The sequence below is a fragment of the Rhodococcus sp. HNM0569 genome (assembly GCF_012726205.1).
Classification (GTDB): domain Bacteria; phylum Actinomycetota; class Actinomycetes; order Mycobacteriales; family Mycobacteriaceae; genus Rhodococcus_F.
On record NZ_JAASAE010000015.1, the window covers coordinates 18,744 to 42,192 of the forward strand.

Consider the following 23,449-nt stretch of genomic DNA (forward strand, 5'->3'; position numbering starts at 1 on the left):
AACCGGATTGCCCGTGCTTTCGGTTCGGCGGAGCCGGGGAACGCATGGCAGCGCGTCAGTTGCGCCCGCGGACGTCGAATTCGCTGCGATTGGTGATGAGCTTCTCGAGCAGCATGACCAGGACGCGCTGCTCGGCCTCGGTGAGCACGTTTGCCCACGCGTATTCGCGCTCGTTCTGCGCGCGGTACGCGTCGCTGACCTTCTCGCGCCCCGCCTCGGTGAGCGACAGTCGCGCCGACCGCTTGTCGCGCGGATCGACCTCGCGGTCCATCAGACCAGCCTCGACCAGGGTTTTCGTGAGATTGGAGACGGCCGCGCGGCTCATGCCGGTGAGCAAGGCGGCGGCCTTGGACTCGAGCGGTCCCGCGAGCCAGGTGACGAACATCAGCCGAAAGGTCGACCACGACAACCCGCGCGGCCGGTGCACGGACGCCTCGAAGTCGTAGGTGACGACATTCGAGGCACGGTTGAGCGTGAGCAAAACCTCGGTTGCGAGCTCGTGCGTGCTGCCGAACTCGGTCTCGAGCCGTCGGTGAGCGTGCGCGATGAACGACCAGAAGTCGAGGGGGCGCTGCTCGTCCGTCATGCCGTCACTGTAGCGGCCGAGAAGATTGATTCATACCTGTATAAATTCAGCTCACCGCGGCCGCCGCGAGACCGACCGCCACGACGTCCTCGACGACCGCGGCCTGCCAGTCGGGCACTCCGCGCCCCGCGGCCCACGCCCGCCACGCGCTGCCACCGAACGTCCCGGCCAGCGCGCCTGCGATCCCCACGAGCGACCGGATCGGTGCGTTTTCGTGTGCCCGGCGCGCGAGCACCCCGCCGCCCACCGCTCCCGAGACGACCCGCGACGCGACGCCCACCGGCTCGAGCCGCGACGGCGTCGACGGCAGCTTGTCCATGACCATCTCGCCCACCGCGAAGAACACGCCGAGCGCGGCCTTCGGGCCCGCGCCGCGCCCCTGCGCCGACACGAGCGGCGCCGCGAAACCCAGTGAGCTGCGCATGCCGGCCGCGGCGCCGAGCACACCGGCCCGCAGGGTCGCTCCGCGCGGCGGCTCCGAGCGCACCAGCTGCACGTCGGTGTCGTCCGTTCGAGCGCGTTCGGCCAGGTCGAGCGTCTGCCGCACCGCGACGCCGTACGCGAGATGCGGCACGACGTCGCTCATCCAGTCCCGCGTCGTCCAACTGCGCGGATCGCTGACCCCGAGGAAGGCCGCGGGGGTGTCGGTGGCGGCCATCGCCGCGAGCCCGATCCCCGCGGACTCGGCGAGCCACGGAAGACGAATACCCAAGCGGCGCACCGTTGCTGCGGCGACACCGATGCCGACCCCGGCGGCGAGCCCGCCGAGCGCCCCGGCCGCCGACCGTCGCGCCGGGTCTCGGCGAAGCGTGAGGCCCACGCGCGCAAGCGCGCGAGCGACGGTGCGCTCGGGCACCGTCGACGCGGGTCTGCCGCTGACGTACATGTCGACGTACGACACCAGGTCGAGCGTCGCGGTGCCCGCGGCACCGGCCATCGCACCGGAGACGAGTGTGCGCATCACGAACCTCCTACGGCGTCGCCCGCTGCCGTGCCTGCTCTCCACGAATTCTGCCCGCAGCCGCACACGGACCGAAGCGAAACCGGCGAACGCCGCGCCCGGTCTAGCTGCGCGCCGACGCCAGGTCGCTCGTGATGCGGTGGTAGATGCCACCCGACGTGAGCCCGCCGTCGACGACGATCTCGGTGCCCGAGACGTATCCCGACCGAGGCGACAGCAGGAATGCGACCACTTCTGCCACCTCCTCGGACGACGCGACGCGGCCCGCGGGCACGGCACGCAGGCTCTCGTCGACGAAGACGTCGCTGCCCGAGTTCAGCAGTGGCGTGTCGACGAGGCCCGGGTGCACCGAGTTGACGCGGACACCGCGCTCGGCGAACTCGAGTGCGCCCACCTTCGAGAGCCCGCGCACACCCCACTTGGTGGCCCCGTAGCCCGCCGCGAAGTAGCCGAGCATGCCCGCGATCGACGAGATGTTGACGATCGACCCGCCGCCGGTCATCAGCGGCGCGACGGTCTTCATGCCGAGGAACACGCTCGACAGGTTGACCGCGAGCACACGCTCCCAGTCCTCGAGCGTCGTGTCGAGGATCCCGTAACGGTGACTCACGCCCGCGTTGTTGACCAGCCCGACAACGGGATCACCGCCGATCGCGTCGGCCAGGTCGTTCCACGACTGCGCCGACGTCACGTCGAGTCGCGCGACGCGGGCGTCGGCGCCGGCGTGCCCGATCTCGTCGGCCACTGCGGTCGCCGCGTCGCCGTCGACGTCGGTCACCCACACGGTCGCACCTCGCGCCGCGAGCAGGCGTGCTTCGACGCGTCCCATGCCACTGCCCGCGCCGGTGACGACGACAGTGGAGCCGTCGAACTCCCGCTGTGTGTCGGATCCGTGCATGTCCTGCCCTCCGATCGTTCCTTCGGCCATGTCAGTCCACCCGCAGTTCGATGCCCTTGGTCTCCTTCACCGTGAAGACCGTGCCGAGCGTGAGCAGCGCGCAGAACACGAAATAGCCTGCGGGAGCGAGGTTGTTGCCGGTGAGGTCGATCAGCCAGGTGGCGATGAAGGGCGCGGTGCCGCCGAGCATCATGTTGGTGATGTTGTTGCCGAGGGCGAGCCCGCTGTAGCGCACGGACGCCTTGAGCATCTCGACGTAGGTGACATACGACGCGCCGTTGACGACCGACACGGCGATGAACAGGACGGACTGCCCGAGCACCGCCTGCCATGCCGGGCCGGTGGACATCATCATGAACACCGGCACACCGAGTATCGCGGCGGCGGCGCTGCCACCGAAGAGCACCGGCTTGCGGCCGAAACGGTCGGCGGCGTAGCCGGCGATCGGCAGCGTGATCACGCCGAGGACGAGCGCGAGCGACGTCGACAGGAACGCCATCGACGACGAGTGCCCGCCCGCGGTCTGCAGGTACGTCGCGGCGTACACGGACGCGATGTAGTAGCCACCGGTGATGAGCGCACCGAGCAGAACGATCTTGAGGACGGCGCCGCCGGACGTGCTCAGCAGGTCACGCAGCGGCAGCTTCTTGGTCTCGCCCTTGTCGGCGAGTTCCTGGAACTGCGGCGTGTCCTCCATGTGGTTGCGGATCCACACGCCGACCAGACCGATCACGACGCTGAGCAGGAACGGGATACGCCACGCCCACTCGAGCACCTGGTCTTCCGACAGCGTGGACGTGAGGGCGAGGGCGACGAGCGAGGCGGCCAGCGAGCCGAGGTAGGTGCCCGAGTTGACCATCGACGTCTGGGTCGCGCGCCAGCGCGCAGGCGCCGATTCCGAGACGAAGGCGTTCGCGCCGCCGAGTTCCCCGCCCGCCGCGAAGCCCTGCACGCACCTGGCGAGCACGAGGATCGTCGTCGCCCAGATGCCGAGCGTCGCGTAGGTCGGCATCAGGCCCATCGCCGCCGTCGCGATGACCATCAGCAGGATCGTCCACGACAGCGCGCGTTTGCGGCCGTACTTGTCACCGATGTGGCCGAAGACGATGCCACCGGGAACGCGCAGGAAGAATGCGACGGCGAACGCCGCGAACGTCCCCAGCAGGGCGGCGGTGTCGTCGCCCTGCACGAAGAACAGCGCGGCGATCGTGGTCGCCATGTAGCCGTAGATGCCGAAGTCGTAGTACTCGACGATCGTGCCGACGACGGCAGCACGGATCACCTTCACAGTCGACTGTGGAGTCGACGGCCCCGCGGGGCCGTGCGGAGTGTTGTCCGCCCGATCGGTCATGGTGTCGGTTCCGAACATGAATTTTCCCTTGGTTCAGTGTATGTGGGGTACACGTGCCGGCGTCCGGGTCCGATGTCCGGTGTGCGTCGCCGGTGGCCGGTTCACGCCGAGGCGGAAACCGATCCCTCTCGCAGGTGGGTTTGTGTCGCGCCGTGTCCGGCGATTCGGCCCATCGTGAGGGCGTTGGCGACGGCGTTGCCGCCGCCGACGTAGCGGAGCCCGAGTATTCCCGCACCCGCTTCGCCCGCCGCGAAGAGCCCGGGCACCGCACGGCCGGTGGCGTCGAGCACCCGGGCGTCGTGGTCGATCTCGAGGCCCGCATGCGTGCACACGAGTTCGGCGGGCAACAGGCGGGCAGCGTAGAACGGGCCGTGCGCGATGGGACCGGGCGCGGCCGTCGAGCCCTTGTTGGCGAGTGTGCGGTGCCGCAGGTAGTCGTCGTCGATCCCGTTGGGCAGCTGCGCGTTCCAGCGTGCGACGTTCGCCTCGAAGGCGTCGGCGGGGACGCCCATCAGCCCTGCCAGCTCGCGCAGGGTCTGCGCGCGCAGTGTGCGCCCCGCGTCGGCTTCGTCGGCGACGCGTGCGGCATTCCAGTCCACATAGCCCTCGGGCAGGGACGTCCTCGCCTGCTCGTCGAACACCATCCACGCACCACCCGGCTGCGCAGCGATGATGCCGGTGGACACCGCATACGACGCGTCCTCGTCCATGAACCGCCTGCCGTGGCCGTTGACGTGGATGCGCGACTTCGGCGGGAAACCGGACTGCCAGTGGTGATAGCGCTGGAAGTACACGGTGGGCAGCATCAGGCCCCAGCCGTCGCCCGCGAGCGACGCGTCGACCTGCTCACCGAACGCGAGATGGTCGCCGCGGCTGCCGGGGGCGGCGACGACGAACAGCGAGTCGCCACCGGCGAGCGCGTCCGGATAGTGACGGGCGACGAGTTCCGCATTCTGTGCGAAACCACCGCTGGCGACGACGACCGCCCGGGATCCGACCTCGATGCCGTCGGCGACGACGCCGGTGACTGCACCCTCGTGTACGACGAGCGACTCGACCCGCGTGCGCAGCACGACTTCGACGCCGAGCGTGCGCCGTGCGCGGTCGAGGACCTGCACGAGGCCGTATCCCTGGTCCTTCGGTACGTGGCCGCGCCACACGTCCTCGACACCGGCCTGGCACAGGCCGGGCTGGTGGGCGTTGCCGGACACCGTGGCGGGGATCTCGACGCCGAGACCGATCAGCCACTCGAGCGTCGGGCCTGCCTGCTCGCAGAACGTGCGGACCAGGCCCGGTTCCAGGCGCCAGTGGTTGAGGTCCATGTAGTGCTGGAAGAACTTCTCGGCGGAGTCCTCGATGCCGAGTCCGCGCTGCACGCTCGTGCCTGCCGCGGTGAACAGCCCGGCCGAGAGCTGGGTCGATCCGCCCAGTTCGCCTTCGGATTCGAAGAGCAGCACCGAGGCACCGTTCTCGGCGGCGGCAACCGCGGCGGCGAGACCTGCTCCGCCACCGCCGATCACGACGACATCCCAGATTTCCTCAGACATGGCGCGAACCTCCGTCGACGGCGATGCTGTGGCCCGTGACGTAGCGAGCACTGTCCGACAGCAGGAACAGCAGCGGCCCGAACACCTCTTCGGGCGAGCCGAGGCGGTGCAGCGGCACCGAGTCGAGCGCGTGCGCGAGCGCCGCCGGATCCTCGCGCACCCACCGAGTCATCTCGGTGTCGATGTAGCCCGGAGCGATCGCGTTGACGCGCAGCCCCTTGTCGCCGAACTCGACGGCGAGCGATTCGGTGAGATGCGCGACGGCCGCCTTCGACGTGCAGTACGCCCCACGCCCCTTACGCACGCGCAGCGCCGACACGGACGACATGTTGACGATCGCACCGCCGGGCTTCATGTGCCGCGCCGCGGCCTGCGCGCCGAACAGGACGCCCTCGACGTTGACCGACAACACCGCGCCGATCTGCTCCTGCGAGATCTCGCCGGCGAGGGCGAAGGGGAAGATGCCGGCATTGTTGATCCAGAAGTCGAGCCCGCCGAACTCGGCGACGGCACGCTGGGCCAGCTCTTCGTGGTCGTCGCGCACGGTGACGTCGACGCGCGCCGCGACGACGCGTCCAGGCTTGTCCGCCAGCGCGTTCGTCGCGAGGGTGGCGTTGATGCGCTCGGCGGTGTCGTTCATCTGGTCGATGTTGATGTCGGCGGCGAGGACGTCGACGCCGCGCGTCGCCAGCCCCTCGGCGAAGGCCGCACCCATGCCGCGCGCCGCGCCGGTCACGACGGCCACCGTGCCCGCGAGTTCCGGGTACACCGCGAGCATCTGCGACGGGTCGGTACGTCCGGGATTGCCCTGCGGATCGGTGGTGGTGGCGGTGTCTGTCATGGTGTCACTCGTTCCTTGATCGTGCCGTGCCGAGCTCCCGCGTCGAAAACTCGGAACAGCCTGTGGTGAAACTTCTTTCGATGCGGCCGGTCAGCCTTCGCGCCGCACCTGCCGTCGGGCGATCCGCCAGTGGCCGGGACCGCGGTCGAGCAGGTCGGTGATCGTCGTGAGCCGGACGACGCGCGCGTCGCCGCCCACGGGGGTCGCGACGATCTGGAGGTAGCCGTGCACGGTCGCGACGTTGCCGTCCACGTGCTCGACGTACAGGTTGGTGAGCACGTGCCGTTGCACGACACCCGAGGTGAGTCCGGATTCGTGGAACCGTGCGGCGAACTCGGTGAGTGCGTCGCGGCCGGTGACGGGGCCGGGATAGCTCGGCGAGTCGAACACCCCACCGTCGGTGAACGTCTCGGCCCACTCGCGTGCGTGCCCAGCGTCGATGAGGTGGCTCTGACGACCGTAGAACTGGTGGATCTCGGCGAGGGTGGCCGCGTCCACTCCCGCCGCCGAGGCGGGGGCCGGGCGGGGAGGTGCCTCGCGGCGGACGGAGGGTTGGTTCATCGGTGCTCTCCCTGACGACGGTGATTGCCGCCGCCGTTCTTATGTGCGATAATCGCACGCACTGTGCGATATGCAAGAAGGCTAAGTGCGCCACCTCACACACGTCAAGAAGGAGAGTCATGAGTCATTCGTCAGCCGAGGTCAGCGCGTCACCGACGGGTGGCGACCGGGTCGCACTCGACTCCCGAATGTCCAAGACACTCCACAACGGCCTCGAGATCCTCGAGCTGCTCACCGCGCATCCGCACGGCCTGTCGGTCACCGACATCGCGGACGCACTCGGCCTGCACCGCACCGTCGCGCATCGCCTGATCCACACTCTCGAGGCGCACCGCCTGTGCCGCAAGGACGGCTTCAAGCGCGTCGCGCTCGGTTCGGGCCTGGTCACCCTCGCGGAACCGGTCGAGCAGGATCTGCGTGAGGTGGCACGCCCCGTGCTCGAAGATCTCGCCGAGCAGGCCCGCGCCACCGTTCACCTCGTGGTGCGCGAGAGCGAGCGGGAGGTACGCGCCCTCATGGTCGTCGAACCTCGGAACGCCCAGGTGCACGTCGCCTTCCGGCCCGGGCAGGTCCACGAGATCGACCGCGGTTCAGCAGGTTTGGCGATGCTCGCAGCTCTGCCGCCGACCCCGGACGAACGCAGTGAGGTCACCCGCGCACGCTCGGTCGGCTACGCCGTGACCGACAGTGAGGTCATCCCCGCCGTCGGCGGGATCTCCGCCGTCGTGCCACGTCGCGCGAACGAACCGCTCGTGAGCCTCGGCGTCTCGGTGTTCGAGGTGACCGACGAAAACGAACTCGGTGGCGCCGTCGTGGCTGCGGCCACCCGTCTGGCCGCGCTGTTGCGCTGACTCAGCGGCCGGCGACGGCCCGGACGCCGAGCGCACCGAAGATGGTGCCGAACTTGGCGTCGGTCTCGCCGACCTCGGCCGCGGGGTCCGATCCCGCGACGATTCCGCCGCCCGCGTACGCGACGGCCCGGGTGCGGTCGGCCGACACGACCGCGCACCGGATCGCCACCATCCACTCACCGTCGCCGTTCGCGTCGCACCAGCCGACCGTGCCCGCATAGAAGCCGCGGTCGGGCTCCTCGGCACGCAGGACCTCGAGGGCGCGCGCGTGCGGCGTCCCGCACACGGCAGGCGTGGGATGCAGCGCGATCGCGAGATCGAGTGCGGTGGTAGCGGTGTCGGCGAGCACACCGGTCACGGGCGTACCCAGATGCCACATCTCGGGAGTCGAGGTCAGTTCCGGACAGTCGGGGATCTCGAGCGAATCGCACAGGGGCGCCAGGCGTTCCCGCAAGGCCTCCACCACGAACGCGTGCTCGCGCCGGTCCTTGTCGGACGCGAGCAGTGCATCCGCGGTCGCGCGGTCCTCGTCGGGATCTGCCGAACGCGGCGCCGATCCTGCGAGCGGATGACACGACACAACGGGCCCGTCCCTGCGCACCAGCACCTCGGGGCTCGACCCGACCAGCACAGCGCGCGCGGCACCCGGCTCGCCGAGCTCGACGAGATAGCCGTTGCGGCCGCGGTCGGCCGCGACGAGCCGGTCGAGCACCGCCACCGGATCGAGCGGTGCGTCGGCGCGGATGTCGGCGCGCCGGGCGAGTACCAGCTTCTCGAGTTCTCCCTCGGCGATGCGCCCCAGCGCACGCTCCACGCGCGCGGCGTGCTCGGCGGCGGGCACCTCCTCGGCGTCCGCCGCGGGAACCGCACGGCTCGCCGTGGCCTGCCTCGGCGACGCGGTGCGTGAACGACGCTCGGGCTCGAACAGCTCGCACGGGCCGGCCGGATCGAACGGCAGCGCTCCCACGAGGCCGACGACGTCGCCGCGCCGGATCGCCGCCGCGGCGTCGGATGCGCTGGTGAACCGGGTGCGGACACCGCGCGCCTCGATGCACCCGTGCGGCCGCGACAGGACGAAGCAGGGCGCGTCGCTCGCGCTGTCGGTCATCGGGCACCTCTCCGTCACGAACACACCGAACTCTATGGTTAGGCTAACCTGACGCTCCGTTGGATCCGCATCCGACATCGTTACACGTCCGCACCCGAGCGACGCGCCGCGTTCACGCGCGCCATACCGACGGAAAGGAACACCATGCCCGACCAGGCAGTGCCCGACCTCGAACAGATCCACTCCGACGTCGCGGAGGTACTCGGCCTTCCGGTCGCCGAACTGGATGCCGACGCCAACCTCCTCGACGAGGGGCTCGATTCGGTGCGCGTCATGTCGCTCATCGAACGCTGGCGTGCGGCGGGAGCCGACGTCGACCTCGTCGATCTGGTCGCGGAGCCGACCGTCACCCGCTGGTCGGAGGTCGTCGCAGGCCGGTGATTTCCGGTATTGACATATAGACGGATCTGTCTCACTGTCGACACATGAGCATCGATGTGTCCGACAGTGTTCGCTATGTGCCTCCGGCCGGTGCCACGTGGCGCGCGCCGTGGTCGATGTATGCCGCATTGCGCGACCACGACCCGGTGCACCACGTCGTGCCGGCCGACCGGCCCGACGACGACTACTGGGTGCTGTCTCGTCACGCGGACGTCATCGCCGCCGCACGCGACGCGGACACGTTCTCGTCGGCCGACGGCCTCACCACCACCTACGGCGAGCTCGACGCCATCGGGATGCGCGAGAACCCGCCCCTCGTGATGCTCGACCCGCCCGCACACGGGGCGTTCCGCACTCTCGTGTCACGCGGCTTCACGCCGCGTCAGGTCGCGGCGGTCGAACCGGACGTCCGCGCGTTCGTCACCGAACGGCTCGACCGCATCGCCGACGCCGGTGGCGGCGACATCGTCAAGGAACTGTTCAAACCGCTCCCCAGCATGGTCGTCGCGCACTACCTGGGTGTTCCTGCGCAGGACCGCGCGCGGTTCGACGCGTGGACCGACGCGATCGTCGCCGCCAACGCGAGCGGCGGCCCGACCGGGGCTGCGGGTGCCGCGGAGGCGGTCACCGAGTTGCTCGGCTACTTCTCCGAACTGGTCGAGCGCCGACGCGTCGAGCCCGGCGACGACACCGTGTCACACCTCGTCGCGGCAGGCATGGGGATCGACGGAGACACTGCCGGTCTGGTGTCGATACTCGGTTTCGCGTTCACGATGGTGACCGGTGGCAACGACACGTCGACCGGGATGCTCGGTGGCGCCGTGCAACTGCTCTTCCAGAACCCGGAGCAACGCCGCGAGCTCGTCGACGACCCCACACTCCTCCCCGGCGCCGTCGAAGAGATGCTGCGCCTCACCTCCCCCGTTCAGGGACTCGCCCGCACCACCACCCGCGACGTCGAGTTCGACGACGGCACCATTCCTGCGGGCCGAAAGGTGCTGCTGCTCTACGGTTCCGCTAACCGCGATCCCCGCATGTACGGTGCCGATGCCGAGTCGCTCGACGTGCGCCGCTCCCCCAAGCAGATCCTCACCTTCAGCCACGGCGCCCACCACTGCCTCGGCGCTGCCGCCGCGCGCATGCAGGCACGCGTCGCGCTCGAGGAGTTGCTGCGACGATTCCCCGAGTTCTCCGTCGACGTCGACGCCGTCACCTACGCCGACGGCAGCTACGTGCGGCGCCCCACGAGCGTGCCGTTCACGGTGCGGTGACCGCGATGAGACGATGACCCGGTGAGCTGGCTCGAATCCGAACGGGCGTCCGCGGCCGCCACGCGCATCGTGGATGCCGCCGCCGAACTGTATGCCGAGCGGGGCGTCGCCGCCGTGGGGATGGCCGACGTCGCGCGCGCCGCGGGTTGTTCGCGCGCGACGCTGTACCGCTACTTCGACAGTCGCGAAGCCCTCCGCGAGGCCTACGTGCACCGCGAAGCGCAGCGGATCGCGGTGCACGTCGCCGAGGAAGTCGCGACCGTCACCGACCCGCAACGACGCGTCGTCGACGCCGCCCTCGCCGCAGTGCGTATCGTGCGCGAGTCCCCCACGGCGGCCGCATGGTTCGAGCCGGCGAATGCGGGCATCGCCGTTCGCGCGGCCCAGCACTCGACGGTCGTCACGGCACTGGCCGAGGCGTTCTTCGGCGGCAGCGAACACACCGACTCGGCCCGCTGGCTCGTGCGGATCATCGTCTCGCTGCTCACGATGCCGGGCGCCGATCCGCACGACGAACGGGACATGCTCGAACGGTTCGTGGTGCCGGTGCTGGGGTTCGGCGTCACCACCTGAGCCGCCGTGTCAGCCCCGCCTGGCCGCGACCTTGCGGTACACGAACCACACGACGAGCCCGACCAACACCACGAGCACGACGTACTGCAGCACGGACGAGTACTTCTCGACCTGATCCCAGTTGTCGCCGAGGAAGTACCCGGCGAGGACGAACACGCTGTTCCAAATGGCGCTGCCGAGGGTCGTCCACAGCACGAACAGCGCGACCGGCATGCGCGCGACGCCCGCGGGGACGGAGATCGCACTGCGCACCAGCGGCACCATGCGGCCGAAGAACACCGCCTTCGCGCCGTGCCGCTTGAACCATTCCTCGCCCTTGCGGACGTCCTCGACGTCGACGAGCGGCATCCGGTCGACGATGCGGCACAGCCGTTCGATGCCGAGGACGTGGCTGATCGCGTAGAGCACGAGCGCGCCGACGACCGAGCCGATCGTGCTCCACACGATCGCCTCGACCACCGTCATCGTGCCGCGTGCGGCGGCGAAGCCGGCGAGCGGCAGGATCACCTCGCTGGGGATCGGCGGGAACAGGTTCTCGATGCCGATCGCGATGGCTGCGCCGGGACCGCCGATGCGATCCATCAAGCCCACCGCCCAGTCGGCCACGACGTCGAAGACGCCGCCCGTGCTCTCGTCAGCTGCGCTCAGTGAATACACCGCATCGAGGGTACCTACCCCTCTTCGTCAATCGGACTTTCGCACCATATCGGGCATCGTGCGGTCGGCTAACGAAACGCCTGTGCGTTACCGAGCCGCTGACCACCGTCGATCACCATGATCTCGCCCGTCATCCACGCCGACGCGTCCGACGCGAGGAACGCCACGGCGGACGCGACGTCCTCGGGTTCACCGATGCGGCCGAGCGCCGACGCGTCGGCGACGAGCTGCTCGTGTTCCTTCCACAGCGCCTCGGCCAGCCGGGTCCGCACGACACCGGGGGCGACCGCGTTGACGCGCACCGACGGCGACAGCTCGAGCGCGAGCTGCTTGGTCACGTGGATCAGCGCAGCCTTGGACGCGTTGTAGACGCCGAGACCCGCCTCGAAACCCATGCCACCGATCGAGGCCGTGTTGATCACCGAGCCGCCGTGCTCACCCATCCACGCCCGAACGGCGAGCGACGTCCACAGCACTGGCGCCCACAGGTTGACGTCGAAGGTCTTGGCGAAGCGCGCGTGGTCCTGGTCGACGACGGGCCCGTACGCGGGGTTGGTGCCTGCGTTGTTGACGAGGACGTCGATGCTGCCGAAGGTGTCGAGCGTGAAGTCGATGCACGCCTTCGCGGCGTCCTCGTCGACGGCGTGCGCGCCGTAGCCGACGGACCCGTGGCCTACTTCGACGGCCGCCTTCTCCGCGGATTCCTGCGAACGCGACGTGAGGACGACCTTGGCGCCTGCCTCGGCGAGCGAGCGGGCGGTCGCGAGACCGATGCCGCGCGACGCGCCGGTGACGATCGCGGTACGGCCGGTGAGATCGAGCGCGGTCATGTGGGCCTTCTTCCTTCAGTCGCGGTACTTGCGGAGTTCCTGGCGGGCGATGGTGCGCTTGTGCACCTCGTCGGGGCCGTCGGCGAGACGCAGCGTGCGCAGGTGCGCGTACGCCATCGCGAGGGGGAAGTCGTCGGTGACGCCCGCGCCGCCGTGCACCTGGATCGCACGGTCGACGATCTTCAGCGCGACCTGTGGTGCGGCGACCTTGATCGCGGCGATCTCGGTGCGCGCCTCCTTGTTTCCGACCGTGTCCATCATGTGTGCGGCCTTGAGCGTGAGCAGGCGCACCATCTCGATGTCGATGCGCGACTCGGCGATCCAGTCCTGGATGTTCGCGCGGCTCGCGACGGGCTGGCCGAAGGTGACCCGGCTCGACGCCCGGCGGCACATCGCCTCGAGTGCGCGCTCGGACATGCCGATCGCGCGCATGCAGTGATGGATGCGCCCGGGCCCGAGGCGGGCCTGGCTGATCGCGAATCCCTCACCGGGGCCGGACAACACGTCCTTCGCGGGCACACGAACGTTCTCGAACACGATCTCGGCGTGCCCCTCGCGGTCCTGGTAGCCGAACACCGGCAGGTTGCGCACGACGGTGACACCCGGTGCATCGATCGGGACCACGAGCATCGACTGCTGCCGGTGCACGGCGGCGTCGGGATCGGTCTTGCCCATCACGATGAGCACCTTGCAGTTCGGGTGCATCGCGTTGGACGCGAACCACTTCCGGCCGTTGACGACGTACTCGTCGCCGTCGAGCACCATCGACGTCTCGATGTTGGTGGCGTCGGAGCTCGCGACGGCCGGCTCGGTCATCGCGAACGCCGAACGGATGGTGCCGTCGAGCAACGGCTTCAGATACTTCTCCTTGTGCTCGTCGGTGCCGAAGAGCGCGAGGATCTCCATGTTGCCGGTGTCGGGTGCGTTGCAGTTGAACACCTCCGGTGCGATGCCGGAGCGGCCCATGATCTCGGCGAGCGGCGCGTACTCCAGGTTGCTCAGACCGGGCCCCCACTCGGAGTACGGGAGAAAGAGGTTCCACAGACCGGCAGCCTTGGCCTTCGCCTTGAGCTCGTCGAGGATCGGCGGCTGGAAGTGCGGCTCTCCCGCCTCCCGCATCTGCTCCTCGTAGACGGCCTCCGCCGGGTAGACGTGCTCGTCCATGAACGCCAGCAGGTCGGCGCGGTACTTCGCGGCACGTTCCGACACATCGAACAGGGACACGGGATCTGACATCGACACTCCTACGACTCGGTGCGGCCGGACTCGGCACCTCACACTGTAAGTTGACGTCGGATTCAAGTTCAAGTCTGTACCGGCATTCCTCTGTCCACCGGTGCGCAATCTTGCCTCGATCCCCAACTCCAGTGGGCACGATGTGACGGTGTGTGCGTTGGATGCACACGATGTGACATTGCGACCGCGGGGGCAGGAGGCAGGCCGCACTCTCGGTCCGATGTGACGTACGCACGTGCGGGGGTCCGATCGGACGTGCCGCACAGGTATCGCCACAAGGGCCCTTCGGCCCTCTAGTGTGAGGCGCGTGAAAATGCCGGGGGCACAAAGGAACGAATCGGACACGAGCGCACGCCGAACGATGGGTACGGGCCGCGAGGTCCTGCTCACCGCGCGGTTCTGGCTCGCGCCGATCCTGCTGGTCGTACTCGTCATGTCGTCGCTGGCTGCCCTGTACATGGGTGGCCTGCTGGACCCGACGCGCAATCTCAACGAATTCCCCGTCGCGGTCGTCAACCAGGACGAGGGCGACGTGCAGGTGGGCTCCGACCCGCCGCAGCATGTCGTGATCGGCGACCAGATCGTCGACGGTCTCGAAGCGGGCGTCGACCCGGAGAAGATCGCGTTCGAGCCGATGGGCATCGCGCAGGCCCAGCAGGGCCTCGACGACGCGAGCCTGTACGGATCGATCGTGATCCCGAGCGACTTCACGAAACGCCTCATGATTCTCGCGCAGGCGAGCGTGGTCCCGGGCGACGACATCGAACGCCCCGTCATCACCGTGTACACCAATCCGCGAGCCGGCACACTCGGCGCGAACATCGCACGCCAGATCGGCCAGCAGGCGATGGATACCGTCAACCAGCGCATCGGCGAGCAGGTGAGCACACAGGTCACCGACCAGCTCGCGGCCACCGCTCCCGACCTGCAACTGTCGGGTGCGAGCAAGATCGTGCTGTCCGAACCGGTCGACGTGCGATTCGTCGAACACGCACCCTTGCCCGACGGCACCGGCTACGGCCTCGCCGCGTTCTACTACGCGCTGCTGCTCGTCCTGGCGGGCTTCACGGGCGCGACGATCATCAACACGCTCGTCGACGGCCTGCTCGGCTTCACCCCGACCGAGATCGGGCCGCTGTACCTGCACAACGAGTCGGTTCCGGTGTCCCGGTTGCAGACGACGGTCGTCAAATGGGTCATCGTCGTGCTGATGTCGATGGTGGTGTCGGGCATCTACGTGTGGGTGGGACACATCTTCGGATTACCGATACCGCAGAACTTCTCGCTGTGGCTGTACGGCATGCTCACGATCAGCGCGGTCGGCATCACCTCGATTTCCACGATGGCGGTGTTCGGCAACATCGGGCTGCTCGTCAACCTGTTCGTGTTCATCATCATCGGACTCCCGTCGTCGGGCGGCACCATCCCGCTCGACGCGGCGCCCAAGCTGTACTCGGTGCTCGCCGACTTCGCGCCGATGCACCAGGTGTATCTCGGCGTCCGCGGGCTGTTGTTCTTCAACGGTGCTCCCGGCAACGGGCTGCTGCACGGCACGTGGATGACAATCCTCGGCGTCGCGGTCGGCCTCGTGTTCGGTGCCGCGGTCACCGCCTACTACGACTGGCGCGGGCTGCACCGCACACACAAGTCGGTGCAGCCCGGCGAGCCGCTGCCGGCCGAGGCCGCTACGCGTACGGATCAACCGGACGCATAGCGGCTCCGCCGCCCGAAGGATCAGCGGCTCCGCCGCCCGAAGGGTCAGCGGCTCCGACGGCGCTACAGCGCGGCCCGCACCTTCGCGGCCGCGGCGACCATGTTGCGCAGCGACTTCTCCACCTCGTCACGCCCGCGCGTCTTGAGGCCGCAGTCGGGGTTGACCCACAACCTCTCCGACGGGACGGCGCGCAGCGCCTCGTCGAGCGAGCCGACGACCTCGTCGACGGCGGGCACGCGCGGCGAGTGGATGTCGTAGACCCCCGGGCCGACGCCGAGTTCGAAACCGACCGCGTTGAGGTCGCCGAGCACTTCCATGTGCGAGCGTGCAGCCTCGATCGACGTGACGTCCGCGTCGAGACCGGCGATCGCATCGATCACCTCGCCGAACTCCGAGTAGCACAGGTGGGTGTGGATCTGTGTCGTGTCGGCGACGCCGGACGTCGCGAGGCGGAACGCACCGACCGACCAGTCCAGGTATTCCTGCTGCTCGCTGCGCCGCAGTGGCAGCAGTTCACGCAGTGCGGGCTCGTCGACCTGCACGATGCGTGCTCCCGCGGCTTCGAGGTCGATCGTCTCGTCGCGGATCGCGAGGGCCACCTGGTTCGCCGACTCGGCGAGCGCCTGGTCATCGCGCACGAACGACCACGCGAGGATCGTGACGGGGCCGGTCAGCATGCCCTTGACCGGCTTGTCGGTGAGCGACTGCGCGTACTCGAACCACGACGTCGTCATCGGTGCGCGCCGCACGACATCGCCGAACAGGATCGGGGGTCGGACGCACCGGCTGCCGTACGACTGGACCCAGCCGTTCGCGGTGGCGAAGAAGCCGTCGAGCTGTTCGGCAAAGTACTGCACCATGTCGTTGCGCTCGGGTTCGCCGTGCACGAGGACGTCGAGTCCGATGTCCTCCTGCAGTGCAACGACATCCGCGACCTCGGCGCGCATACGTCGCACGTACTCGGCGTCGTCGATCTCGCCCTTGCGCAGCGCCGCGCGGGCGACGCGGATCGCCGTCGTCTGGGGGTACGAGCCGATCGTGGTCGTCGGCAGCGGCGGCAGGTCGAGCCGCTCGGCCTGCGCGGTGCGCCGCTGATCGGCGCTGCTGCGCACGGCACCCGACGCCAGGACGTCCGCGAGACGGGAACGCACCGCGGTGTCGTGCAGGCGGGGGTCGGCGCCACGCGCGGCACTCGCAGCGCGGGCGAGGACGAAGTCCTCGTCGACGTCGGAGCGCCTACCGGCCAATGCCGTTGCGAGTACACGTACCTCGCGCACCTTCTCCGTGCCGAATGCAAGCCACGACCGGAGCGCGGCGTCGAGCGCGGGTTCGGCGGCAAGTGTGTACGGCACGTGCAGCAGCGAGCACGACGTCGACACCGCGACCGTTCCGGTGCTGCCGAGCAGCGTGCCGAGTTTCCCGAGTGCCGACTCGAGGTCGGTGCGCCACACGTTCCGGCCGTCGACGACGCCCGCGACGACATGCTTGCCCGCGAGGGCGGGAACGTCAGCGACCGAGTCGGCCCCGGCGACGAGATCGAGACCGATCGCCTCGACACCGGTTCCCGCGAGTGCGGGCAGCGCGCCGCCGAGGCTGCCGAAGTAGCTCGCGACGAGGATCGCCGGCCGCACGTCCGCTGCCGTGAGCGCGTCGTAGACCCGTGCAGCCGCGGCGATCTCGTCGTCGCTCCGATCGGCGACGAGCGCAGGTTCGTCGAACTGCACCCACTGCGCGCCCTCGTCGGCGAGCGTGCGGAGCAGGTCGAGGTACAGCGGCAGCAACTCGTCGAGTCGGCCGAGCAGCGGCCCCTGGCCGCCGACCGGCTTGGACAGGAGCAGGAAGGTGACCGGACCGAGCACGACGGGACGGGCCGGAACTCCTTGCGCGAGCGCATCGCGCAGTTCGCCCACGACCTTCGACGCGTCGAGCGTGAACGTCGTGGACGGCGCGATCTCGGGGACGAGGTAGTGGTAGTTGGTGTCGAACCACTTCGTCATCTCCAGCGGGGCGACGGTGTCGTTTCCCCGCGCGGCCGCGAAGTAGCGGTCGAGCCGGTCGTCGATGTGGGCGACCCGTTCGGGCAGCGCACCGAGCATCGCCGCGGTGTCGAGGACGTGGTCGTAGTACGAGAACGTGTTGACGGGGACCGAGTCGAGCCCCGCGTCGACGAGGCTCGCCCAGGTGTCGCGGCGCAGGCCGGCGGCTGTCGCCTCGAGATCGGCCGCATTGAGCGTGCCCGCCCAGTACGCCTCGACGGCCCGCTTGAGTTCGCGATTCGGGCCGATGCGCGGTGAGCCCAGGACGGTCGCGGCGAACGGTGTCGCCTTCGGGGCCCCAGGGTTGTTCGTGTTCGGTTGCACTGCTTCTCCAGATACATCGCTCGGGATGGGCCACCACCGACGGACGGCACACCACTCGAGCCCGATGGAAAGCACCGCGATCTGCGTGCACGGCACAGGCACGAGCGGCCTACTCGCCCATTCCACGAGGCGGTGGACCGTCGGACGCGGCGCGTCCGACACAGTCGGCAGGTCTTCGGACTCGCAGGCGCCGGGTGCCCGCTCCGGTGGTACCGGCTGCCGTGCACCAGACCTACTGGCCGTCGCTTCCCAGGTGCTCACCCAGTGCTCTGACGGCGGTCGTTCCTGCATACCGCTGCGGGACAGTCCCGGATTCCCACCGGGTTCCCTCTCACGCGTGAAGCGCAATAGGCGCCCCCCGCGCTTCGACGCCGTCGACGGTCTTCGGGGCTCCTCACGACCGCCGCCGGCGAACCAGCTGCACGGCCAGCATAGCCGTCAGGGGTCGTGTGGGTCCGGCGCCGGTGCGTAGGGGACCGCACCCGCAGTGTTCTGGTCGATCCACAGCGCCCTCCCCACCTGCGGAAACGCGCGCTGCGCACAGTTCGGCCGCTCGCAGATCTTGCACCCGGCACCGATCGGGACGGCGGCCGACGGGTCGTCGATGTTCATGCCCGTCGAGTACACGAGGCGCGACGCGTAGCCGAGGTCGCAGCCGAGCCCGACGGCGAACTCGCGGTTCTGCGCGAGGTAGCCGAACTGCTCTTCGCCGGTCGTGCGCGCGAGCCACAGGTAGCTGCGTCCGTCGGGCATCTGCGCGATCTGGGTGCGGATACGTCCCGGCGTCGCGAAGGCGTCGTGCACGACCCACAGTGGACAGCTGCCGCCGACGCGGGAAAAGTGAAATGCGGTGGCCGACTGTCGCTTCGATATGTTTCCGGCGCGATCGGTGCGGACGAAGAAGAACGGCACGCCGCGACGCCCGGGGCGCTGCAGCGTCGAGAGCCGGTGACAGATCGTCTCGAAGCCGACTTCGAATCGCCCCGACAACAGGTCGATGTCGTAGCGCAGCTTCTCGGCGGCGTCGAGGAATCGCCCGTACGGCAGCACGAGTGCGCCCGCGAAGTAGTTCGCGAGACCGATGCGGGCGAGCTCACGCGATTGCGGTGGAAGGCTCGAGGCCCGCCGCAGCACCACATCGAGCACGTCCTCGTACGCGACGAACGCGAGTTGCGTCGCCAACTGGAAGGCACGCTGCCCTGGGGAGAGCCGCCGCGCGAGGGTGACAGTGCGGGTACGCGCGTCGTAGCGGCGTTTCGGGCCGCGTCCGGCGTCGTCGGCGTGGAGCGTGACACCGATCTCGAAGTCTGCGCGCAACAGGTCGGCGAGCTGGCGGTCGAGGCCGCCGATCGTGAGCCCTTTGCCGTCGAACAACTCCTCTGCCGCGTCGTCGAGTTCGGGAATGTGGTTTCGGTTGTCGTAGAAGAAATCCCGGACGTCTTCGTAGGGCATCGCGGCGCCCGTCGCAGACTCGGGCAGCGCGAGCACCGAGTTCTCGGTGCCCGACGTGAAGCTGTCGAGCTGTTCGGTGGTACCGACGACGCGGCGGTGCATCGCAACGAGCGCGTGCGCGACGGCGGGCATGCGCGTCGCGAGTTCGTCGAGCTCGCCTGCAGACATGTCGGCGGTCTCGGGGTGATCCGCGAGCGCTTCCTGCAGGTCGGCGAGCAACCGGGCATCGGTGTCTGCCGCGAAGAAGGCCATGTCGAGGTCGAACACCGAGTTGAGCCGCAGCAGCACCGGCACCGTGAGGGGCCGCTGATCGTTCTCGAGCTGGTTGACGTAGCTGACCGACAGCCCGAGCATTTTCGCGAGCGCGGTCTGGGTGAGCGCCCGTTCGTCACGCAGTCGCCGCAACCGACCCCCGGCGAACATCTTCTGCATGGCCCGCGAATATACACATGCCGCTTTCACAACTTCCGCAAATTCGGTCGGATCGTTCCGCAGAAATAGGCATCTGCCACGTATTTCGCACGGCGCCCTTCGTGCGTAGCGTGCGAAGAGAGGGCCGGTCGGACACCCTTTCGACCGGCTCGACGAGCACACGGAGGACAGCAGTGAAGACACACATCGTTCGCACCCATCGCTCCGCGGAGGACTTTCCCCGCGAAGAACATCTCGCCTGGCGCATCGCCGAGGTGGCGACCGATCCCGTGGACGTCCCGCAGGACGCCACCGACATGATCGTCAACCGTGTGATCGACAATGCCGCCGTCGCCGCGGCATCGCTGATCCGCCGACCGGTGTCGAACGCCCGGGCGCAGGCACAGGCACATCCGTACAGTCGGTCGACGTCGAACAGGCACGGGTCGACCGTGTTCGGAATCGGCGGAACGTTCTCCCCCGAGTGGTCCGCGTGGGCGAACGGCGTCGCGGTACGTGAGTTGGACTTCCACGACACCTTCTTGGCCGCCGAGTACTCGCACCCAGGCGACAACATCCCGCCGATCCTCGCGGTGGCACAGCACGTCGGTGCCACCGGTGCCGATCTCGTCCGTGGTATCGCGACGGGCTACGAGGTCCAGGTCGACCTGGTGCGCGCAATGTGCTTGCACGAGCACAAGATCGACCACGTCGCGCACCTCGGCCCGTCGGCAGCTGCAGGCATCGGCACGCTGCTCGGGCTCGACGCCGAGACCGTGTACCAGTCGGTCGGGCAGGCCCTGCACACCACCACCGCGACACGTCAGTCCCGCAAGGGCGAGATCTCGAGTTGGAAGGCGTACGCCCCCGCCTTCGCGGGCAAGATGGCCGTCGAGGCCGTCGACCGGGCGATGCGCGGCGAGGGCGCGCCGTCGCCCATCTGGGAGGGCGAGGACGGCGTGATCGCGTGGCTGCTCGGCGGCCCGAAGGCCGAATACCTAGTGCCGCTGCCCGGACCGGGTGAGGCGAAGCGCGCGATCCTCGACACCTACACCAAGGAACACTCGGCGGAGTATCAGAGCCAGGCACCGATCGACCTCGCGCGACGGATGCGCGAGCGCATCGGCGATCTGGACCAGATCGCGTCGATCGTGCTGCACACCAGCCACCACACGCACGTCGTGATCGGGACCGGCTCGAACGATCCGCAGAAGTTCGATCCCACCGCGTCGCGCGAGACGCTCGACCACTCGGTGATGTACATCTTCGCGGTCGCGCTGCAGGACGGCACGTGGCATCACGAGCGGTCGTACGCGCCCGAGCGGGCACAGCGCGCCGACACCGTCGAGTTGTGGAAGAAGATCTCGACGGCCGAGGATCCCGAGTGGACCCGCCGCTACCACTCGACCGACCCGTCCGAGAAGGCGTTCGGTGCCCGCGCCGAGGTGACGCTGAAGAGCGGCGAGGTGATCGTCGACGAACTCGCGGTGGCCGACGCACACCCTCTCGGCGCCCGCCCGTTCGCACGGGACCAGTACATCGCGAAGTTCCGCACCCTCGCCGAGGGCGTGGTGGCACCTGCGGAGCAGGACCGTTTCCTCGACGCGGCGCAGCGCCTGCCGCAGATGAAGGCGGGCGAGCTCGCGGAACTCACGTTCGCCGTCGACGACGACGTGCTCGCCCGTGCGCCGAAAACCACTGCACCCGAGTCACAGCGAGGACTGTTCTGATGTCCGCACTCATGGGAGGCGCGGCGTCGGCGTCCGACAAACGCAAGGCCCTGCGCGACGGCCTGTCGTCGGGTTCGATCCAGCGTCTGCCCGGCGCGATCAACCCGCTCACGGCCAAGCTGATCCAGGAGATCGGTTTCGAAGGAGCGTACGTGTCCGGGGGCGCCCTCTCGGCGGCCCTCGCGCTGCCCGACATCGGGCTCACCACCCTCACCGAGGTCACCGCGCACAGCATGCAGATCGCGCACGCCACCGATCTACCGGTTCTCGTCGACGCCGACACCGGCTTCGGCGAACCGATGAGTGCCGCCCGCACGGTCGTCGCCTTCGAGGACGCCGGCATCGCGGGGCTGCACCTCGAGGACCAGGTGAACCCCAAGCGGTGCGGGCATCTCGACGGCAAGGCGATCGTGCCCGCCGACGACATGGTGCGCCGCGTGCGCGCCGCGGTGACCGCGCGACGCGACCCCGACTTCGTGATCTGTGCCCGCACCGACGCCGCCGGAACGGACGGTATCGACGAGGCGATCGACCGCGCGAAGGCCTATGCCGACGCGGGCGCCGACATGATCTTCACCGAGGCACTGCGCACCGAAACGGATTTCGAGAAGTTCCGGGCAGCGGTCGACATCCCGCTGCTCGCGAACATGACCGAGTTCGGCAAGTCGCGGCTCCTGTCCGCCAAGACGCTCGAGGACATCGGCTACAACGCCGTGATCTACCCGGTCACCACGCTGCGTCTCGCGATGGGCGCGATCGAACAGGGCCTGCGCGAGATCCACGAGCTGGGCACGCAGGAAGGCGTCGTCGACCGCATGCAGACGCGAGCGCGGCTGTACGAGCTGCTCGAGTACGAGCGTTACAACGAATTCGATTCCGGCATCTTCAACTTCACTGTCGAAGGACGGTAGTCATGACCGTGTCACCCGAGATCACCACCATCTACAAAGGGCTCGCGGGCGTCGTCGTCGACACGACGGCGATCTCCAAGGTCGTGCCCGAGACCAACTCGCTCACCTACCGCGGGTACGCGGTCCAGGATCTCGCCGAGCATTGCAGCTTCGAGCAAGTGGCGTACCTGTTGTGGCACGGCGAGCTGCCCACCGACACGCAACTCGCGCTGTTCCGTCAGCGCGAGCAGGCGTACCGGCTCGCCGATCGCTCGCTGCTGAGTCTCGTGACCAAGCTGCCCGACAACTGTCACCCGATGGACGTCGTGCGCACCGCGATCAGCTATCTCGGCGCGGAAGACCCTGGGGAGGACGATAACTCGGCCGAGGCCAACCGTGCCAAAGCGCTGCGCATGACGGCTGTGCTGCCGACGATCGTCGCCGCCGACCACCGGCGTCGCCGCGGCCTCGAACCCGTTGCACCGCGGAATGATCTCGGTTTCGCCGAGAACTTCCTGAACATGTGCTTCGGCGAGGTGCCCGCCCCCGAACTGGTCCGCGCCTTCGAGGTGTCGCTCATCCTCTACGCCGAGCACAGCTTCAATGCCTCCACGTTCGCGGCCCGCGTCGTGACGTCGACACTGTCCGACATCTACAGCGCCGTCACCGCCGCGATCGGTGCCCTCAAGGGCCCGCTGCACGGAGGCGCGAACGAAGCCGTCATGCACGACATGCTCGAGATCGGCGACCCCGACCGCGCCGAGGACTGGCTGCGGGGCAAGCTCGCCCGCAAGGAGAAGGTCATGGGCTTCGGACACCGCGTCTACAAGAAGGGCGACTCGCGGGTCCCGACGATGCGCGATGCCCTCTACGATGTCGCCGCGCGCACCGACGGCGCCGAGTGGGTACGCATGTACGAGATCCTCGAGAAGACGATGCGCGAGGCCACCGGCATCGAGCCCAACCTCGACTTCCCCACCGGCCCCGCGTACTACCTGCTCGGCTTCGACATCGAGGTCTTCACACCCATCTTCGTGATGAGCCGAATCACCGGCTGGACCGCCCACATCATCGAGCAGGGCGAGTCCAACGCTCTGATCCGCCCACTCAGCGAATACAACGGGGTTCCGCAGCGCACCGTCGTCGCCTGACCCGGAGGGCCGCAGACCCGTGAAACACCGGTCTGCGATCACTGAAAATGGCAGGCTGAGTCGTATGCGCGTGCGTAGTCTCGCTGCGA

General features: G+C 68.8%; 21 protein-coding genes and 1 riboswitch. Of the genes, 8 read left to right on the forward strand and 13 right to left on the reverse strand.

Annotated elements, in window-relative coordinates; all coding sequences use genetic code 11:
• Positions 1 to 55: 55 nt before the first annotated feature.
• The 7 genes from HCA44_RS17530 to HCA44_RS17560 form a co-directional block, all read right to left on the reverse strand.
• A complete protein-coding gene (locus HCA44_RS17530; RefSeq protein ID WP_169650615.1) occupies positions 56 to 586 on the reverse strand; it encodes a MarR family transcriptional regulator in 531 nt (176 codons plus the stop codon).
• A gap of 46 nt (positions 587 to 632) precedes the next feature.
• Positions 633 to 1,547 carry a hypothetical protein gene (locus HCA44_RS17535; protein WP_169650616.1) on the reverse strand — a complete coding sequence of 305 codons (915 nt, stop codon included), beginning with the start codon at positions 1,545 to 1,547 and terminating at the stop codon, positions 633 to 635.
• Between the two features lie 103 nt (positions 1,548 to 1,650).
• Complete coding sequence (locus HCA44_RS17540; protein ID WP_169650679.1) at positions 1,651 to 2,445, reverse strand: SDR family NAD(P)-dependent oxidoreductase; 795 nt, start codon at positions 2,443 to 2,445, stop codon at positions 1,651 to 1,653.
• Between the two features lie 31 nt (positions 2,446 to 2,476).
• Positions 2,477 to 3,796, reverse strand: a complete 1,320-nt coding sequence (locus tag HCA44_RS17545; RefSeq protein WP_240945610.1) for an MFS transporter — start codon at positions 3,794 to 3,796, stop codon at positions 2,477 to 2,479.
• A gap of 101 nt (positions 3,797 to 3,897) precedes the next feature.
• Entirely contained in the window at positions 3,898 to 5,343 is a 1,446-nt protein-coding gene (locus HCA44_RS17550; RefSeq protein ID WP_169650618.1) for an FAD-dependent oxidoreductase, read from the reverse strand.
• Positions 5,336 to 6,121 carry a glucose 1-dehydrogenase gene (locus HCA44_RS17555; protein ID WP_169650680.1) on the reverse strand — a complete coding sequence of 262 codons (786 nt, stop codon included), beginning with the start codon at positions 6,119 to 6,121 and terminating at the stop codon, positions 5,336 to 5,338. Before HCA44_RS17555 ends, HCA44_RS17550 begins: the two co-directional genes overlap by 8 nt.
• A gap of 153 nt (positions 6,122 to 6,274) precedes the next feature.
• Positions 6,275 to 6,745 (reverse strand): nuclear transport factor 2 family protein, encoded by a 471-nt coding sequence (locus HCA44_RS17560; RefSeq protein ID WP_169650619.1) that lies wholly within the window; start codon positions 6,743 to 6,745, stop codon positions 6,275 to 6,277.
• Between the two features lie 188 nt (positions 6,746 to 6,933).
• Here HCA44_RS17560 and HCA44_RS17565 point away from each other — a divergent pair, with 188 nt between their 5' ends.
• Positions 6,934 to 7,596 carry a helix-turn-helix domain-containing protein gene (locus tag HCA44_RS17565; protein ID WP_169650681.1) on the forward strand — a complete coding sequence of 221 codons (663 nt, stop codon included), beginning with the start codon at positions 6,934 to 6,936 and terminating at the stop codon, positions 7,594 to 7,596.
• A 1-nt stretch (position 7,597) separates the two neighbouring features.
• Here HCA44_RS17565 and HCA44_RS17570 read toward each other — a convergent pair whose 3' ends face one another.
• Complete coding sequence (locus HCA44_RS17570) at positions 7,598 to 8,704, reverse strand: isochorismate synthase (protein ID WP_169650620.1); 1,107 nt, start codon at positions 8,702 to 8,704, stop codon at positions 7,598 to 7,600.
• A gap of 144 nt (positions 8,705 to 8,848) precedes the next feature.
• On the opposite strand from HCA44_RS17570, the gene HCA44_RS17575 reads away from it, so the two are divergent.
• The 3 genes from HCA44_RS17575 to HCA44_RS17585 are packed head-to-tail and all read left to right on the forward strand — an operon-like array spanning position 8,849 to position 10,929.
• Entirely contained in the window at positions 8,849 to 9,085 is a 237-nt protein-coding gene (locus HCA44_RS17575) for a phosphopantetheine-binding protein (protein WP_169650621.1), read from the forward strand.
• Between the two features lie 44 nt (positions 9,086 to 9,129).
• Positions 9,130 to 10,356 (forward strand): cytochrome P450, encoded by a 1,227-nt coding sequence (locus HCA44_RS17580; RefSeq protein ID WP_169650622.1) that lies wholly within the window; start codon positions 9,130 to 9,132, stop codon positions 10,354 to 10,356.
• A 21-nt stretch (positions 10,357 to 10,377) separates the two neighbouring features.
• The gene (locus tag HCA44_RS17585; protein WP_169650623.1) at positions 10,378 to 10,929 is read left to right on the forward strand and encodes a TetR/AcrR family transcriptional regulator; all 552 of its coding nucleotides are present in this window, start codon (positions 10,378 to 10,380) and stop codon (positions 10,927 to 10,929) included.
• 9 nt (positions 10,930 to 10,938) lie between these two features.
• Here the strand turns inward: HCA44_RS17585 and HCA44_RS17590 are convergent, their stop codons facing one another.
• The 3 genes from HCA44_RS17590 to HCA44_RS17600 form a co-directional block, all read right to left on the reverse strand.
• On the reverse strand, positions 10,939 to 11,511 hold the full coding sequence (locus HCA44_RS17590) for a DedA family protein (RefSeq protein WP_169650682.1): 573 nt from the start codon (positions 11,509 to 11,511) through the stop codon (positions 10,939 to 10,941).
• A gap of 143 nt (positions 11,512 to 11,654) precedes the next feature.
• Positions 11,655 to 12,416 (reverse strand): SDR family oxidoreductase, encoded by a 762-nt coding sequence (locus HCA44_RS17595; RefSeq protein ID WP_169650624.1) that lies wholly within the window; start codon positions 12,414 to 12,416, stop codon positions 11,655 to 11,657.
• Positions 12,417 to 12,431: 15 nt separating this feature from the next.
• Entirely contained in the window at positions 12,432 to 13,640 is a 1,209-nt protein-coding gene (locus tag HCA44_RS17600; RefSeq protein ID WP_169650683.1) for an acyl-CoA dehydrogenase family protein, read from the reverse strand.
• A 373-nt stretch (positions 13,641 to 14,013) separates the two neighbouring features.
• Here HCA44_RS17600 and HCA44_RS17605 point away from each other — a divergent pair, with 373 nt between their 5' ends.
• Positions 14,014 to 15,366, forward strand: a complete 1,353-nt coding sequence (locus HCA44_RS17605; RefSeq protein ID WP_169650625.1) for a DUF3533 domain-containing protein — start codon at positions 14,014 to 14,016, stop codon at positions 15,364 to 15,366.
• 62 nt (positions 15,367 to 15,428) lie between these two features.
• Here the strand turns inward: HCA44_RS17605 and metE are convergent, their stop codons facing one another.
• A complete protein-coding gene (gene metE, locus HCA44_RS17610; protein ID WP_169650626.1) occupies positions 15,429 to 17,726 on the reverse strand; it encodes a 5-methyltetrahydropteroyltriglutamate--homocysteine S-methyltransferase in 2,298 nt (765 codons plus the stop codon).
• Positions 17,727 to 17,874: 148 nt separating this feature from the next.
• Positions 17,875 to 18,100: riboswitch (cobalamin riboswitch) on the reverse strand.
• A gap of 64 nt (positions 18,101 to 18,164) precedes the next feature.
• The gene (locus tag HCA44_RS17615; protein WP_169650627.1) at positions 18,165 to 19,610 is read right to left on the reverse strand and encodes a short-chain fatty acyl-CoA regulator family protein; all 1,446 of its coding nucleotides are present in this window, start codon (positions 19,608 to 19,610) and stop codon (positions 18,165 to 18,167) included.
• 173 nt (positions 19,611 to 19,783) lie between these two features.
• On the opposite strand from HCA44_RS17615, the gene prpD reads away from it, so the two are divergent.
• Genes prpD through HCA44_RS17630 form a run of 3 tightly spaced genes read left to right on the forward strand, consistent with a single transcriptional unit; the run spans position 19,784 to position 23,360 of the window.
• Entirely contained in the window at positions 19,784 to 21,319 is a 1,536-nt protein-coding gene (gene prpD, locus HCA44_RS17620; protein ID WP_169650628.1) for a 2-methylcitrate dehydratase PrpD, read from the forward strand.
• Positions 21,319 to 22,230 (forward strand): methylisocitrate lyase, encoded by a 912-nt coding sequence (gene prpB, locus HCA44_RS17625; RefSeq protein WP_169650629.1) that lies wholly within the window; start codon positions 21,319 to 21,321, stop codon positions 22,228 to 22,230. The genes prpD and prpB overlap by 1 nt, the downstream gene beginning before the upstream one ends.
• 8 nt (positions 22,231 to 22,238) lie before the next feature.
• A complete protein-coding gene (locus HCA44_RS17630; protein ID WP_169650684.1) occupies positions 22,239 to 23,360 on the forward strand; it encodes a bifunctional 2-methylcitrate synthase/citrate synthase in 1,122 nt (373 codons plus the stop codon).
• Positions 23,361 to 23,449 lie beyond the last annotated feature (89 nt).

Bases quoted from the DNA above. Each gene is read 5' to 3' on its own strand.
- HCA44_RS17530 (WP_169650615.1), bottom strand. From the start codon at position 586: ATGACGGACGAGCAGCGCCCCCTCGACTTCTGGTCGTTCATCGCGCAC.
- HCA44_RS17535 (WP_169650616.1), bottom strand. From the start codon at position 1,547: ATGCGCACACTCGTCTCCGGTGCGATGGCCGGTGCCGCGGGCACCGCG.
- HCA44_RS17540 (WP_169650679.1), bottom strand. From the start codon at position 2,445: ATGCACGGATCCGACACACAGCGGGAGTTCGACGGCTCCACTGTCGTC.
- HCA44_RS17545 (WP_240945610.1), bottom strand. From the start codon at position 3,796: ATGACCGATCGGGCGGACAACACTCCGCACGGCCCCGCGGGGCCGTCG.
- HCA44_RS17550 (WP_169650618.1), bottom strand. From the start codon at position 5,343: ATGTCTGAGGAAATCTGGGATGTCGTCGTGATCGGCGGTGGCGGAGCA.
- HCA44_RS17555 (WP_169650680.1), bottom strand. From the start codon at position 6,121: ATGCTCGCGGTGTACCCGGAACTCGCGGGCACGGTGGCCGTCGTGACC.
- HCA44_RS17560 (WP_169650619.1), bottom strand. From the start codon at position 6,745: ATGAACCAACCCTCCGTCCGCCGCGAGGCACCTCCCCGCCCGGCCCCC.
- HCA44_RS17565 (WP_169650681.1), top strand. From the start codon at position 6,934: ATGTCCAAGACACTCCACAACGGCCTCGAGATCCTCGAGCTGCTCACC.
- HCA44_RS17570 (WP_169650620.1), bottom strand. From the start codon at position 8,704: ATGACCGACAGCGCGAGCGACGCGCCCTGCTTCGTCCTGTCGCGGCCG.
- HCA44_RS17575 (WP_169650621.1), top strand. From the start codon at position 8,849: ATGCCCGACCAGGCAGTGCCCGACCTCGAACAGATCCACTCCGACGTC.
- HCA44_RS17580 (WP_169650622.1), top strand. From the start codon at position 9,130: ATGAGCATCGATGTGTCCGACAGTGTTCGCTATGTGCCTCCGGCCGGT.
- HCA44_RS17590 (WP_169650682.1), bottom strand. From the start codon at position 11,511: ATGGATCGCATCGGCGGTCCCGGCGCAGCCATCGCGATCGGCATCGAG.
- HCA44_RS17595 (WP_169650624.1), bottom strand. From the start codon at position 12,416: ATGACCGCGCTCGATCTCACCGGCCGTACCGCGATCGTCACCGGCGCG.
- HCA44_RS17605 (WP_169650625.1), top strand. From the start codon at position 14,014: ATGGGTACGGGCCGCGAGGTCCTGCTCACCGCGCGGTTCTGGCTCGCG.
- HCA44_RS17615 (WP_169650627.1), bottom strand. From the start codon at position 19,610: ATGCAGAAGATGTTCGCCGGGGGTCGGTTGCGGCGACTGCGTGACGAA.
- prpB (WP_169650629.1), top strand. From the start codon at position 21,319: ATGTCCGCACTCATGGGAGGCGCGGCGTCGGCGTCCGACAAACGCAAG.